This window comes from Acetilactobacillus jinshanensis (assembly GCF_004359375.1).
Taxonomy (GTDB): domain Bacteria; phylum Bacillota; class Bacilli; order Lactobacillales; family Lactobacillaceae; genus Acetilactobacillus; species Acetilactobacillus jinshanensis.
In genome coordinates this window covers 687,541-701,739 of the sequence record NZ_CP034726.1, presented here as the reverse complement: position 1 = coordinate 701,739, position 14,199 = coordinate 687,541, and the positions used below count along the sequence as shown (strand labels likewise).

Sequence of the window (14,199 nt, the reverse complement as noted above, 5' to 3'; positions counted from 1 at the left end):
AAAGGCTTCCCTGGAGATGAGACACAGTGATTGAATCTATTAAAACCGTTGACGAGTATTTAAGAATTTTAAATACCGTTACAAACATTAATGATGACTATTTTTATCGCGGCGAAAATCAAGATTTTGGAGATACAAAATTAACAGCGACCCTTTATAGAAGAGGTCCTTTAAAAAGCGATTGTAGTCGAGGAGATACTAGTGAGTCTTCTAAGGGGGTATATGAATATAATACTTGGAAGACATACCTTGATGCAGCATATTCATTTTATAAGAATGTCCCCAATCTTACTAATAATGAAAAACAAAATTTTATGGCTTTATGTCAGCATCATTCATTACCAACACCATTATTAGATGTATCCACATCACCACTGATAGCATTATATTTTGCTTCACAGCCTATTAAGAACAAAATTAATGATGACTATGGCAGAGTATACATATTCAAGAAAGATAATTTTATCCCTTTCGATAATCATATTTTGTCATATAAATATTTAATGAAATGTAGAAAAGGTGATCAAACATATGCGTTATTATCGTTAAAGACTAATGAAAGTATTAGAAAATCATATGACTCTATTAGGGATCTTGAGGTCAATGCTAATAATCGGCAAAATAATTATTTAAATTTTCTTATTAGTAGAATTCTTAAAAAATTAAATTCTAATTCGTCTAAATTTAGGAATGATAAATATTGTTTAGATATAAGTAACTGTTTAAAGAACATAAAGAATCCATTCATGTTATATGGATCAATTAGAAATACTGTAAATGGACTATCTACTAATCACCCAACACCTTTAGTTATGGCTTATATCCATTTTTTAAATATATTTGGAATTAGGCCAACATCATATTCATATCTTAATACTAATAACGGTGTAAAAAACGTAATGTATCATTACATTGATAAGGATGGTAATGCAATTGATTCTGCAAGTAATAAATTGGTTAATTATTCGTTGTTATTATTATTTTTGATATATTTAAGTAATTATGTTTTAAATGATACTAAGTTTTTTATACCAAAAGAATTAAATTTCTGTACTAATTGTACTTTGAATTGGGGTAGAATTAGAGCTCAAAAAAGTTATTTTATAATACAAAGTCCGTATACTTTTGATGGAAAGAATTTTAATCATTTTAGATCTAAAGATGATTTACCTAATGATTCTGTATATATTCCATCTTTATCTATCGTTCATAAACCTGAGCCAATGTATGTAATAAATATAAAGAATAAGTCATCTATTAGAAGAAAATTAGATTCGATGGGAATAAATAAAATGAGTCTCTTTATGGATAAGGATAGTATTGCTGACTATTTTAAGAAAAAATATTATGTCTAATTCTATGTCATTTTAACCAATATCTTAGGGAGATGATCCCATCAAATCCTTTAACAAACACAAATTATTAATAATTATCATAATTTTCATTATTTTTCTGTTTGGAGTTTCATTTGATTTATTTATGCATGCGTCAGATGACTCCAGATTAGGTTTCTTAGGTGCCATCATTGGGTACCTGCATCCATCTTAATCACGATCATATCTAATGATTATATTCATCGGCGTGATTATATTAGATCCGTCGCGGAAGACCTATTTAATATTCTTTCCGAATTGAAGGACATTGAAGTAACGTCACATCGTTTATACAAATCACTTAATGATGTAACAGCAACGAATAATCAATCGTTGCGTAAAATTATGATGTCATTAACGTCAACGAAGGAATTAACGGATTCTTCCGTATTAAGTAACTTATTCAGTAATATCCATTCGTTTTATAAGAAACGGACCATCAAATGCTGGTCGTCTAAGAATAAGGAACAAGCGTTGTCAGATATTAGTAAAGAAGAGCATCAGACCAACTATCGATTAAAGCCGTTGGTGAGTTCGTTAGCGGTTCTTGACGATTATAGTCAAAAGGAGACTACTCATAAAAATATTTCAGATCTTCGCAATGCATGTCTTAACGTAAGTAGGGTAGCGAAAGATATTAAAACGTATTTTCAGAAGTTATCAAAATGAGTTGCCGTGCATTTGTCTATATTTGAGACTAGAGTGTTTAATTTAAGTAAATACCATACTTAATTTAGACAAAATAAAAAAGACGCTTTTTAAGCGTCTTCCCTATTGTTGCTAATTACATGAAGCAACTACATTACTTCTCGCGTCTTTAAAATATCGCATTTAGACCTAAAGATCAATAAATTATCTTATTATTAAGTATAGTTAAATACACTTCTCGATGTATAGCGGCATTACTCCCGCACTTTGCCTTTTAGTTCTCATAGCTAAGAAGTAAAGATTTTTCTGTTGTTGCTGGAATTAAAGATATAACCGTACTACAACGTAGTCTGGTAAAATAACCAGATTACGCTTTTTATTTAACCGTGCTAAACAATTTTAGAATTTAAGATATCCAATCTTAAATTCTAATTATTTATTATGCTCATCCAACCAGTCAAAGATATCGTGCATTCGGTGAACCCTTAAACTTGGTAAGCCATTACGTGAGACACCGTGGAAACTCTGCGGGTAACGTAGGAACTTAACTTCGGTCCCGTTCCGTTTCATGGCGGTGTAATAGACTTCACTGTTACTGATTGGGCAACGCATATCGTATTCACCATGTTGAAGCATTAATGGTGTCTTGACGTTCATTACGTAGGTGAGCGGTGATTCCTTATGGTACAGAGCTAAAGCACCTTTATCTTTATAAAGATCCTTGCCAAGTTCCGTTTGCAGGAATTCAACTCCGCAGTCACTAACGCCATACATTAACCACCAGTCAGAAACGGGTCGTTGAGCGATGGCTGCAGTAAAACGATTTGTATGACCGATCGTCCATAGGGTCATGAAGCCACCGTAGGAACCGCCCATGATGTATAAATGATGCGAATCCAAACCAGAGAAATTCTTAAAGGCGGCATCAACACCTGACATCACGTCATCATAATCATCTTCACCGTAGTGACCGATCACGTTCGCGGCAAACTTTTCACCATACGTACTTGAACCACGCGGGTTGACGTACAATACCGAATAGCCGTGGTTACAAAGGGCCTGGAATTCCTGGAAGAACGTATAGCCGTAAGCAGCGTGTGGCCCACCATGAACATATAGGGCGACCGGACTTTTATCATGCAGATGTTTCGGTGAACGCATTAACCAGCCGTCTAACGTAACCTTGCCATCTTTAGATTGGTAGGTGAACGGCGTTGGCTTTACGTACCGATGCGTTTCTTCGTAAACGTGATTTGGGTTATATAGGGTGGTTTCCTTATCAGTCTTCAAATCTAATTCATGTAATTCACAGGGACTAGTGGGCTCTGATGAACAAATGAGTAGGTGATACGGATCCATGGGTGAAAAGTCATAGACGTCACGCTTCTGATTATCCGCTAGCGAAACGTTACCCGTGGTATCGCCAACGTAGAACTGACTGTGAGCATGGTGATACGCATGAAAAAGATAATGATCATTATCTAACCAGTAGAATTCGTCACCTTTCTGTTGTTGAATAAAGTCACCGGTTAATAAGCCTAAGTAACCAACATCGACGTCATCCTGATCTTTAGTGACGTCCTTTAATTCGTGACTAGCAACGTTATATAGCCAAAAGTTAGCCGTCGTAGCGCCATGAGCGTGATTATCACTGCCAACGAGGCCAACCCATTTGCCATCCGGTGAAAACTTAGCGGAAGTAAAGACCGCGTCAGGTAAAGTTTGATTCAATAGGGTAACTTGATGGGTCTTAACGTCAAAGATAAAAGCGCCGTTGGCTTCGCTATAGGTTGTCTTGGGATGTTTTGTAGCGGTCATGAACAATACTTTTTGTTGATCAGGGCTAACCGATTGTAAAGCAAAATTGTATTTACTGGACATTAAGACTTTGACTTGGTGATCCTTAGTATCATACACACATAGTTTGTATTGAGCGTGATTTGGTAACCACCCGTAGCCGTCAAATTTATTCTGAAATTTCGTAACTTCCCGGACTTTCGGGAATTTGGTGGTGGTAAACTTCGGTTGCTCAGTACCCGTGACGACTTTAAAGAAGAGTTGATCACCAGATAATAACAGTGAACTTACGGAGCCCTTAACGGGAACTTGTTTAGTAAGGCCACCTTTTAGTGACTTCTTCATTAACTGGCCACCTTTTTTACCGGTATGAACGTAATAGAGAGTGGTTGAACTGACCTGTGGATTAACGTTAGTGCCACCGTCAGCCCAAACGTGGTAATGACCTTGCGCATCAAGACTAGCTAATCGAGCCAAGTATTGATTATTATTGCGATCGATACTGTTTTCAACGAAAAATGATTGATGAGTTTTATATAACGGCTGAGTGACTGATTTAAACAGATATAAATCTTCTGGACTTACGCCTTGCATAATAAGACCTCCTAATTACTTCTTTTCGTACGTCGGTAAGATTAATTCGCAATGCTTTGGATCAAGAGTATAGGTAATCTTCTGGTTGCCACGCTGGGTCCAAATAAAATCGGTCGCACAAACGGCTAAGCCAACCCGATGCTTCGGTAGGAAGTGGAAAAACGTTGGCTGGAACTGTAGATCAACGTCAACATACTGATTTGGTTTTAAATCGTCAACTTTGTAACAATTTTCGCGATTTTGCATGTTTAAATGAGCCGTAACGATCTTCTTGAATGGTGTGTAGTTTTCCTGCTTCATGAAATCTTTGATATTGGCTTGCTGCCAATGATAGGTGAGGGTAACCCGTTGCGGTTGTAAAATCTGCGGAGTCTTGGTTAAACGCTTCATCTTGCCATAATCAACTAAGAATGCGGTTAGAAGACCGACGTTAGCACTGCTCTTGACCCGTAGTTTCAAGTGAACGACACCGTCAACAACTAGATCGTGTTTAAGTGGAGCACTCTTGAACAATAAGCGGTTATGGGACATCGGACTTGGTTTACTGCTGAAGGTATCATGGTGCCAGTCGTCATGCCAGTGACAATAGTGATCAAAATGCTTTTTATCCAGATGATCTTTAAAGGATAACGGCTGAGAGGATGATTGCTTAGGATCTAACTGATGGTCATTAAATCGATAGGTGACCTGATGACCAGTGTGACCCCAGTTGCCATACGTATGCCAGGTCTCAGGCTTGGTGTTGTCCTGAACCATTACGGTCGGTATGACTTGGTTGGCGTGATTGTCGGCACCATAAAGTTTATTACTGAACCAGAGGTTAGCCATATCCGTGAAGTCGATCGACTGTAAGTTATTGATGTAGATGTGCTGACCCTGATGAAGAACGATTTTCTTGTCAGTCGGTACGTTCTGCAGGTGTTGCCACAAATTCCAGGCGTTCCGGGGCTTAACGTTCCAGTCGTTCAAACCGTGGACTATCAACATCCCAGCTTTAACGTTATGCACGTTCTTTAAGTAATTCCGATTATCCCAGAATTTGTTATAATTTCCGGTCTTCCGGTCTTCGCCCTTCAGCATGTACTTTAACTGTTTGTGCCACTTTGGCTTGATGCGATGATAGTCACCGACGCCTTTCCGACGGCTAAAGGTGAATTCACCGAGGACGTCACAATCTTCACCACCAATGACTAGACCGGTGTCACGGTAGTAGTCATAGTAATTAGAGATTCCGGCTTCGACGATGCAGGCGTTTAAGCCCTTAACACCGGTTCCAGCGACCGCTTCGGTCAGGGTACCCAAGTAGGAACGACCGGTCATGCCAACGTGGTGATTGGACCACCAAGCGGGGATGGCAATCTGATCCACAGGATTGGTAAAGGCCGTGCGGTTGCCTGCTAACCATTCGATCACGGCTTTGGTGCTGTCCACTTCGGAACGGGCACCAGTATCACGTAAGCCCTGTGAATCATAGGTCCCAACGCCCGATGAATAGACAACCGCAAAGCCACGGGCTAGAAAGTAGTTATTTAAGTTGTAAGTCCAGCCGTCATCGTAGCTGCTAGCTTCAGCTTTCTTAGTTGTCTTTTTGATTTTACGGGGTGCTGGGATGTTTTTAGTTGGATCAAAATGAGTCGTAACGTCTTTGTAGGTGTAGTTATTGGGCTGCTTATGTTTTAATGGGACGTTAACATTGTGAATCATTTTGAGATCGAGACGGTCGTTGGTGCCTAGATTATAGGTGCTGGGTGTGAAAACGGTCGGAACTTTTAGGCCATCTTCAGTTTCTCGTGGGCGAATAACGTCGGTCCTTAAGAGATCCCGTTTGCCATCATGATCAGTATCTAACGGTGCTTCAACGTAGACGATGTCGTGGATAAAATCACTAGTGTCAAAGACAGGCTGAGCTTTACCGTTAAAGAATAACGGCTTAGGTAAATCATTAAATTGTTTATAATAACCGGCACTGGCTAATTCTTCCAATAAGGTCTGGCACTTTTTGGTGTGGGTACATAATAATAGGTACCAAGCTTCAAAGATTTCCTTAGTCGTCATTGATTTAGGATCTAGTGGCTTTAAGTAGGGCATGTTGCTCTTCTTCAATCCCTTAAGTGGATCTGATAATTGGAAATCTAAGTCAACGTCGAAATGTAACATGCATAGGGCGATGTTATAGAAGACGTTGAACGAAACATCATCGTGATGAGCTAAATAGTCATCTGCCGCAACGGTGGGTGTCGCCATTAGATCATGTAAACGGACCATTTTCATGGTGTGGCTGTGTTCATTCGCAAAGGCCTTCATTAGTAAAGTCTTTAATAATTTAGTGGGTTTCAATTTAGCTAATTGATCATTATAAAAATGAATTGTTTTTAATTCTTTAACCATTTCATTACATTTAGTCGGCTTGAGAGCGAATTGATGATCTTTCATTTTATGATCTCCTTATATTGTTCAGTAAACAAAAAGTCTAAAGCCCATACTTAAGACTTTAGACTAATTTGATGATGTTATAAAATGAATTATTTTTCGCTTGTGGCGTTTAAGCCCAAGTTACTCCAGAATTGATTAGCACCTGGTGAATAGTTGAAACCAGTGACACGGTGATTAACTGGTGTCCAGATGGTCATATAATCATCAGGAACGACTGCGGCTTCTTTATTCATGTACTTCTGCCACTTCTTAAATACCTTGACACGGTACTTAAGGTTAAAGGCTTTCTTGCTGTCCATTTCGGTCAGTAGCTTGTTGTTTTCTTTAGATGCGAAGTGAGAATAGTTTTCAGCAGCACCTGGTCCGTACATGCCACCTTCGGATGGATCAGCATTGATTTCGAATGCGGATTCGAAGACATCCATGGCTTTCTGTTTCGGCTTGGATAGGTAAGCGTAGTAACTATTCATTTCCATTGGCTTGCCATTAGTGTATTTAGCGTTTAAGCCCAACTTACGCCATTGCTGTAGCATATATTCAGATTGAGCGTTACCAACGGAACTACCTGACATGGCACCTAAGTGAATCGTTAACGGTTTACCGTTGGGTTGAGATAACCACTTGCTGCCATGACGCTTCTTATAGCCAGCATTCTTAAGTAACTGTCTAGCTTTCTTCATGTTGTAAGGGAAGCCTGGCTGAGACTTATAAGAAGCATGGTATTTACCATAAATCGGTGGAACTAAGGTATTAGCACGGTACTTTAAACCGTAGCCAAATTTCTTGTAGACCATGTTCAAGTTAAGTGCGTACATCATGGCACGACGTAAGCTAGGGTTGCTCATCTTACCGTGCTTGTATTCAACGGTATTGCCTTTCTTATTCTGATAACCAACGTTAAAGCCGTAGTTACCATAGGCTAAGAATGGTTTACCAACGGTGGTGTAGTCCTTTAAATTCTTGACGTGAGGGAAGTCTGAGAAAGCACCATAGGTACCACTAGCAAAATCATACTTCTTGGTCTTCATGGCTTCGGCAAAGTTACTGGTCGAAACGACTTGGATATGGACTCGTTTGATATTTGGTTTCTTGCCCCAGTAATACTTATTGGGTACCCAGCTGGTTGATTCACCATCAACTTCTTTACTCATCTTGTAAGGGCCAACGAAGAGTGGGTGCTTACGGACCTGTGGTGAAGAAGCTAACTTGCTGATTGGCACGTTCTTTAGATATTCGTATGGTTCAACGGTACCGTTCATGTAGTCATTACCGTTGTACTTCATGCCTGGAGTTAGGTGATTGTAATGAATTACGGTCTTGCGGCCCTTAGGACCATCTGGGAAGGTGATTCCGGAAATGGTCTTAGCTTTACCGTTATGGTAAGCTGACAAGCCTTTAATGTCGTTTAAAACATCACTGTAAGACTGCGACTTACTGTCCTTATTGGCGATGACTTCGTATGGATATTCAACATCTTTAGCGGTGACCTTCATACCGTTTGACCATTTAGCGTTTTTACGTAAAGTGATAGTAGCGGTGTTGTTCTTCTTGTTTAACTTTAAGTTAGCTAGGCCGCCCTTGGTAACTTCATAATGATTGTTCTGGTTGAACATATTATCGTTACCACCGGGGGCGAACATATCGAGATCTTCACCATTATCCATTAATTCAGGCGAAGTAATTCCTGAGAACGGTGAATCACTAACTTCGGCAACGTTCAGGCCACTTTTATCACCGGCCTTGGTTGGCTTTTTACTTAAATTCGCGGTTTCAGATAAATGAACGTGTTTGTTAGTTCCGTTTGCACTATTGGAACAAGCAGCTAAGCCTGCCATTGATAATAGGACAACGCCCATTGCTAACATCTTTTTATATCGATTCATTAATTTTCACTCCATCAAAAATTTAGACTAATTATTCAACGACGACATTTTTTATAATGCATAATCGCAACTTTCATCTAATCACCTTCCTAGAAATAGAAAGGAGGCATGAAAAAATCCTCACGATTTGAAATCTAAACCGTGAGGACCATTTTTAATGAAATTCAAAATTAACGTTCCAGATCATATCCACACAGTTTAGATTTTGCCCCTGTGTGAACATTTTCCGATGCAACCAAAACAACAGCCACAAATTATTCACACAGTCAAAGTGATAATTAAAATCGCAATAATCGCAATAATAATAATCGCAATGACTGTAATAATCTGTGATTGTCGACTAAACTTATTCAGCATTTCCGAACAAGTCTGTTGCATCAGACTGACCTTCTTTCGATATACTTAACTTTACGGTTATCAATATAACATTAATTGAACATGTGTCAAGGTAAAGAAACAAAAAAGCCAGATTTTTATAAATCTGACTTTTGATGTAATTATCTTAATGTTTGATGGTTAAGCTTTTTCGGCCGCTTCTTTAATGCTTAACTTCTTTAAGTTTGGAATTGATAGCATGACAACCAGACTCAAGATAAACATTAACGATAACATTAGCATAATCATCTTGATGCTGGAATACTGCATCATGAAACCGATCGCCATCGGTGCAAAGCCACCGAACAACGTTCCCATGTTTTCGATAAAGCTGTTGGCAGTTGCCCGAATGTCCATTGGATAGAGGCGACTAATTACGACTCCGTAGCCACTGTAGGTTGCGGTAACGAAGAAACCGACGATCGTGGCGGCGATGATTAACGTGATCGCATTGAACGACATCGGGATGGCGTAAACGGAGATTGCCGAGGCGATAAAGAACGTAGTAAAGGCAAATCGAGCACCTTTCGCGTCCATTAACTTTCCGAAGGCAATTGCACCGGCACCAACCCCGATGACCGTGGCGATTGTCCACAATGACGAATCAGTAACGCTAACGTGCAGCTGTTTCTGCATCATGGACGGTAACCAACTCAATAAGCCATCGTAGCCAGCTTCTTCGACCATTGCCATGATCATGATGGCGATGGTTTGCCAAGCGATTTTGGGTGTCTCAAATAATCGTTTCAAGTTCGGGATCCGGTGGTGATGATGAAGCCGTCTTTCTCGAACGTTCTTAAGAAAATCCGGATTTTCGTTTAAATTCTTACGGGTAATGAACGCTAAAGCGACCGGAATTAAACCGAACAGGAACATCGTGCGCCAGCCCCAGAGTGGAATCACGACGGCCGCAATCAATGCCGACAGAATGGAACCTAGTTCACCGATACTGTTGGCGACCGATTCCAATGTTCCGATCTTATGGTGTTTAAAGTTTTCAGCAATTAAAGTAACTCCGGCACCGTATTCACCACCGTCACCGAGACCTTCAATAAAACGCATCACGTAAATAAAGAAGATCCCGTGGGCGAAGTACATCCCGGTCGTCGCAATCGCAGCCAGGAAAATCGTGTAGGTCAGGACTCTAACTCGACCGAAGATATCAGCTAACATCCCAAAAATTAGAGCACCGATTAACATCCCGATGTCATTAGCGGTGATCATCATGCCACCTTCGGCTCCACTAATGTGCATCTCGGCGATGATTGGTGTCATGGCAAAAGAGATGAATGAACTGTCGGTTTCCAGCAGTCCGTTACCAGCGGAAGTGGACGCCAAGGTCCACTTCTGGTTTTTAGTCATTTTCATATATTGATCCTCCCAATAATTGAATGAAACAATGCCCATTCTAACACGATTTAGCCGGTTTCATGGGGACTTGTGAGCAAAGTAACAAAAAAGTCCGCTTTGATTAGCGGACTTAACACGGGAGATGTTCATATCAATGGTTGACTACTTATTTTGGTAGCTAACGTAGAATGATGCATAGTTATTACCAGCATCATCAGTACTGATACCACCTGAAGTGATTGCGTGAATGTTCAAGTGATACTTCTTTTCGTTAGCCTTTAACAATTTAATGCCGGCTGCGGATTGAGCATCCTGAGCCTTTTTAGAGATCGGGACGTCAACTTCACAGCTCTTTAAATTGACTTGGTTATCGTTGGTACTCATATGGTTTCCTCCAAACGTTTTCAATCAAGTACAATATAAATAATAACAAATTATTTATAAAAGCGCTTTCATTTAGCTCATCTAATTTAAAGCAACATAAACAAAAAGACGTTCAAATAATGAACGTCTTTCAATCATGATTAGTGGAGAGTGGGGGATTCGAACCCCCGCGCGGATTTTAGTCCACCTAACGGTTTTCGAAACCGTCCTCTTCAGCCACTTGAGTAACTCTCCATAACGTGGCTGTAAATTGTGGGAGAATTTGCCACGTCTTTAGTTTAGCATTTTTCCAGTAACTTTCGCAACTTTAGATGTTTATCCTAGGTAGTGTTTAATGGCTAGTTCAGCTAAGAAGGCAACGAATAACACCACGAAAATAAAGGGCGCAAAAGCCACGATTAACTGACCTAACCGAATGATGAAATCAACAAAACCATAAATCACGTTCATTTATATTACCCGATTCATTAAAATAGAGTATATCCTTATTATAAACTATTTTTAGGTGCTAATGTTTCGAATTATCCATAAAATAGGTGATTTTACATCTATAATGTTGATGATCTATGATAAATGCGAGGCGTAAGAGTCCATGTTGTTTATAAATCAGATTTTGTGGGATAAGGTGTGATCTAAATATGAGTAAAAAGAAGAAAACACTGCGAACCGCTGCCGGCCAACCGTGGGCTGACAATAATCATTCGTTGACGGCTGGTAAACGTGGCCCGGTTCTCATGCAGGATTATCAACTAATTGAAAAATTAGCTCATTTTGATCGTGAACGAATTCCAGAACGAGTCGTTCATGCCAAGGGTGCCGGTGCCCAGGGTGTCTTTGTCTTGACTCATGACATGAGTAAGTACACTAAAGCCGACATTTTTAATGGTAAGAAGGGCAAAAAAACACCGATGATGGCTCGTTTCTCTGAAGTTGCTGGTGAAGCGGGTTATCCAGATACCGTCCGTGATGTTCGTGGCTTTGCCTTAAAGTTTTACACTCGTGACGGTAATTACGATATCGTTGGTAATAACACGCCGGTCTTCTTTATTAATGACCCGTTGAAGTTCCCTGACTTCATTCATTCGCAGAAACGCGATCCGCAAACGCATTTACGTAGTCAGGATATGCAGTGGGACTTCTGGTCGCATTCACCAGAATCCTGTCATCAGGTTACCTACCTAATGGGTGACCGTGGTTTACCCGCTAGTTACCGCAATATGAACGGTTACGGCAGCCATACCTTTAAGTGGGTCAATAAAGATGGCCAGGTTTACTGGGTCAAATATCATTTCCATACCCAGCAAGGCGTCAAGAACATGTCTGCCGCAACGGCTGCTAAGATCGCTGGTGAGGATACTGACTACTTTATCAAGGATTTATATGATGCCATTGCTCATAAGAACTACCCGACCTGGAAGGTCTACGTTCAGATCATTCCTTATGAAGCTGGTATGCATTACAAACACGATATTTTTGACGTCACGAAAGTCGTTAGTAAAAAGGACTATCCGTTACACGAAGTTGGTTACTTCACCTTGAACAAGAATCCTGACAATTACTTTGACGACGTTGAAGAAGCCGCCTTTTCACCAGCTAACTTGGTACCAGGTGTTGAAGCATCACCTGATAAGCTGCTGCAGGGACGGCTCTTCGCCTATAAGGATGCTGAACGCTACCGTTTAGGTGTTAACTTCGAAAACTTACCGGTCAACCGGCCACACAACGTCAAACATCCCGCTAATTACGAACAGGATGGCTTTATGGCCGAACATCAAGGGCATCAGGTCAACTACGAACCGAATGGTGAAAACGGGCCGGTCGAAGACCACGCCGCTAAGATCAAACCGTACGACGTTTCTGGTAAGGCTGATTCTTACGATACTTACGCTCCGGATTACTATTCTGCCGCCGGTGCATTATATCGACTTTATCCTAAAGCCGAACAGGATCGCTTAATTGAAACTCTTAAATCGACCTTAGGGACCGTTAAGAGTCACACCACCAAAGTCTTAGAAACTCGTCAGTTCTACCATGCCGATCATGAATACGGTGAACGGGTCGCTAAAGCTTTAGGTCTAGACATGAGTGAAATTAAAGGTAAGTAAATTCTGATCATAATAGTAAAAAACCGCTGTGATTGATAAATCACAACGGTTTTTATTTTTAAATCATAAGTTAATTAGTAGTTAACGTTAGTGTCGTACCATTTTTCGAAGGCTTCGATAGCAATGTTAGCGCCCTGGGCATCTTTATTAGCTAAGGCGTTAATGATATCGGTAATGTTCATGTTAAGGTCATCGTTAGTGTGACGAGCTTCTAATTCTTCGGTAGTCTTACGAGCGCTAGCGAAGTCTTTCTTGGCGACGTCCGCTTTGATGACTTTAATTGATTGAGTATCTTTAGCAGTCATAATTTTTTACTCCTTTAATTTTCGTTTCTATGTCTATATTACTAGAAATTAGGGCGTTAGTTTAGGTATATTCTTAAACTAATTAAAATTGGTTCGATCAGTTGCCTTTCTAACGGTCCAATTTTATACTCAAGGCGCAGTTAGTAAACATGATTTATAAAAGGGGATTAGATTATGGTAAGTCGAAACTCATTTGCTAATAATTTAGGTTTAAATGCATATCAATCAAGTTATCAGGTCACCAACTTAAAGAATTTTGCTGGTAACTTAGGCTTGAACGTTTTACAAAACGTGAACTTTATGCCAAGTGACGTTAACCGGGCTAGTCAGGATCACATGGACCGTCTAGAAGCTAATAACCACGGCATGAACCTAGCTGACCGTCGTCGCGCATCTTATTATAGCAACCGTGAATCACTAGTTAATCGCTACCAGAAATAAATAATTCAAAATAATTTTAAAAAATGACTGAATTTTGTTGCAATTCGGTCATTTTTTAGTTACTATAAAAATCGTTAAGAGAAATAAGAAAACTTTACGTGAGTTAATTTAAATTAAGTTTTGAAATTGACTTGACAGAAACTTAATTTATGTTATCCTAATAAACGTAAAGTAATCATATATCGAAAGAAGGTAAGCTTGATGCAACGAGCTTGTTTGGCAGCACATCTGAATAAGCTATGGATGCAATCTCAGATTATTGCAGTCATTGCGATTTTAATTATTATTGCGATTATGATTGTGATTTTAATTATTGCATGACTGTGTGAATAATCTGAGTTGTTTGAGTTGTTTCAAGTAATTCATATCCACACAGGGGTAAAATCTAAACTGTGTGGATATGATCCTGACTTAGAATTTTCATCGTTTTTAAATTTTGGATCTGTAATTTTAATCCTCATGGTTTAGGTTTTCTAGCCATGAGGATTTTTTAATACCTTCCTTTAGAAAG

11 protein-coding genes and 1 tRNA gene are annotated in these 14,199 nt (G+C 39.6%); 4 read left to right on the top strand and 8 right to left on the bottom strand.

Annotated elements, in window-relative coordinates:
* The first annotated feature begins 26 nt into the window (after positions 1 to 26).
* Together ELX58_RS03280 and ELX58_RS07850 are read left to right on the top strand one after the other, a co-directional pair.
* On the top strand, positions 27 to 1,355 hold the full coding sequence (locus ELX58_RS03280; protein ID WP_133441738.1) for an FRG domain-containing protein: 1,329 nt from the start codon (positions 27 to 29) through the stop codon (positions 1,353 to 1,355).
* Positions 1,356 to 1,706: 351 nt separating this feature from the next.
* Positions 1,707 to 2,042, top strand: coding sequence for a hypothetical protein (locus ELX58_RS07850; protein WP_162614617.1), 336 nt, complete (start codon positions 1,707 to 1,709; stop codon positions 2,040 to 2,042).
* 411 nt (positions 2,043 to 2,453) lie between these two features.
* On the opposite strand, the gene ELX58_RS03270 is transcribed toward ELX58_RS07850, so the two are convergent.
* From ELX58_RS03270 to ELX58_RS08050, 7 genes are all read right to left on the bottom strand, one after another.
* Positions 2,454 to 4,412: an alpha/beta hydrolase family protein gene (locus ELX58_RS03270; RefSeq protein WP_133441736.1), complete on the bottom strand. Its 1,959-nt coding sequence runs from the start codon at positions 4,410 to 4,412 to the stop codon at positions 2,454 to 2,456.
* A 15-nt stretch (positions 4,413 to 4,427) separates the two neighbouring features.
* On the bottom strand, positions 4,428 to 6,845 hold the full coding sequence (locus ELX58_RS03265; RefSeq protein WP_133441735.1) for a Xaa-Pro dipeptidyl-peptidase: 2,418 nt from the start codon (positions 6,843 to 6,845) through the stop codon (positions 4,428 to 4,430).
* A gap of 89 nt (positions 6,846 to 6,934) precedes the next feature.
* Positions 6,935 to 8,728 (bottom strand): ABC transporter substrate-binding protein, encoded by a 1,794-nt coding sequence (locus ELX58_RS03260; RefSeq protein ID WP_133441734.1) that lies wholly within the window; start codon positions 8,726 to 8,728, stop codon positions 6,935 to 6,937.
* A gap of 516 nt (positions 8,729 to 9,244) precedes the next feature.
* Positions 9,245 to 10,471 (bottom strand): MFS transporter, encoded by a 1,227-nt coding sequence (locus ELX58_RS03255; protein ID WP_162614616.1) that lies wholly within the window; start codon positions 10,469 to 10,471, stop codon positions 9,245 to 9,247.
* 144 nt (positions 10,472 to 10,615) lie between these two features.
* Complete coding sequence (locus ELX58_RS03250; RefSeq protein ID WP_133441732.1) at positions 10,616 to 10,837, bottom strand: hypothetical protein; 222 nt, start codon at positions 10,835 to 10,837, stop codon at positions 10,616 to 10,618.
* A 144-nt stretch (positions 10,838 to 10,981) separates the two neighbouring features.
* Positions 10,982 to 11,071: transfer RNA gene (locus tag ELX58_RS03245), tRNA-Ser, on the bottom strand.
* A gap of 81 nt (positions 11,072 to 11,152) precedes the next feature.
* Positions 11,153 to 11,287 (bottom strand): hypothetical protein, encoded by a 135-nt coding sequence (locus tag ELX58_RS08050; protein ID WP_257791762.1) that lies wholly within the window; start codon positions 11,285 to 11,287, stop codon positions 11,153 to 11,155.
* A 188-nt stretch (positions 11,288 to 11,475) separates the two neighbouring features.
* Between ELX58_RS08050 and ELX58_RS03240 the strand changes: the two genes are divergently transcribed.
* Positions 11,476 to 12,942, top strand: coding sequence for a catalase (locus tag ELX58_RS03240; protein WP_133441731.1), 1,467 nt, complete (start codon positions 11,476 to 11,478; stop codon positions 12,940 to 12,942).
* Between the two features lie 74 nt (positions 12,943 to 13,016).
* On the opposite strand, the gene ELX58_RS03235 is transcribed toward ELX58_RS03240, so the two are convergent.
* Positions 13,017 to 13,247, bottom strand: coding sequence for a hypothetical protein (locus ELX58_RS03235; protein ID WP_133441730.1), 231 nt, complete (start codon positions 13,245 to 13,247; stop codon positions 13,017 to 13,019).
* A gap of 174 nt (positions 13,248 to 13,421) precedes the next feature.
* Between ELX58_RS03235 and ELX58_RS03230 the strand changes: the two genes are divergently transcribed.
* On the top strand, positions 13,422 to 13,688 hold the full coding sequence (locus tag ELX58_RS03230; protein WP_133441729.1) for a hypothetical protein: 267 nt from the start codon (positions 13,422 to 13,424) through the stop codon (positions 13,686 to 13,688).
* Positions 13,689 to 14,199 lie beyond the last annotated feature (511 nt).

Coding starts and splice junctions, on each gene's coding strand:
- ELX58_RS03250 (WP_133441732.1), bottom strand. CDS start 10,837: ATGAGTACCAACGATAACCAAGTCAATTTAAAGAGCTGTGAAGTTGAC.
- ELX58_RS08050 (WP_257791762.1), bottom strand. CDS start 11,287: ATGAACGTGATTTATGGTTTTGTTGATTTCATCATTCGGTTAGGTCAG.
- ELX58_RS03230 (WP_133441729.1), top strand. CDS start 13,422: ATGGTAAGTCGAAACTCATTTGCTAATAATTTAGGTTTAAATGCATAT.
- ELX58_RS03235 (WP_133441730.1), bottom strand. CDS start 13,247: ATGACTGCTAAAGATACTCAATCAATTAAAGTCATCAAAGCGGACGTC.
- ELX58_RS03260 (WP_133441734.1), bottom strand. CDS start 8,728: ATGAATCGATATAAAAAGATGTTAGCAATGGGCGTTGTCCTATTATCA.
- ELX58_RS03240 (WP_133441731.1), top strand. CDS start 11,476: ATGAGTAAAAAGAAGAAAACACTGCGAACCGCTGCCGGCCAACCGTGG.
- ELX58_RS03255 (WP_162614616.1), bottom strand. CDS start 10,471: ATGAAAATGACTAAAAACCAGAAGTGGACCTTGGCGTCCACTTCCGCT.
- ELX58_RS03270 (WP_133441736.1), bottom strand. CDS start 4,412: ATGCAAGGCGTAAGTCCAGAAGATTTATATCTGTTTAAATCAGTCACT.
- ELX58_RS03265 (WP_133441735.1), bottom strand. CDS start 6,845: ATGAAAGATCATCAATTCGCTCTCAAGCCGACTAAATGTAATGAAATG.